This window comes from Enterobacter sp. 01-M-02-SI-ECC (genome assembly GCF_047530595.1).
GTDB lineage: Bacteria > Pseudomonadota > Gammaproteobacteria > Enterobacterales > Enterobacteriaceae > Enterobacter > Enterobacter cloacae_M.
Genome location: NZ_JBLKCZ010000112.1, coordinates 1 through 358, shown reverse-complemented (window position 1 = coordinate 358; position 358 = coordinate 1). Strand labels below are relative to the sequence as shown.

Below are 358 nucleotides of genomic sequence, written 5' to 3'. Positions count from 1 at the left end.
GATGAGTTCCGCGCCTGATGAACCTCCAGAAAATATACGGCTTCAATGAGCCTTTCCGTTTTACAGGTTCCTCAACAGGCCGGTGGGCCGTTAGTATCATCAATATCAGTATTCGCAAAACCAGATCAGTAATTCTTTAAACCGGTGTATTTCTGCCGTTATGCTACATAAGTTTGCTGTCGTGCCGTTAGGGCCCAGGCTATTCTGGCCAGCTTGTTTGCCAGAGCACAAGTGACGACAAAGTTGCTTTTCCGGCACAGTAAATCCCTGACCCAATCGGCCAATTTGCCAGACTGGTGTTCCAGTTTTTGTATGAATACCCTGGCACATTGAACCAACAAAGTTCGGATCTTTTTAT

At 46.1% G+C, this 358-nt stretch carries 1 pseudogene; it reads right to left on the bottom strand.

The window, feature by feature from the left end:
* Window positions 1-158: 158 nt before the first annotated feature.
* Window positions 159-358, bottom strand: a pseudogene (locus ACMWLG_RS25930) (IS110 family transposase); the annotation flags it as partial.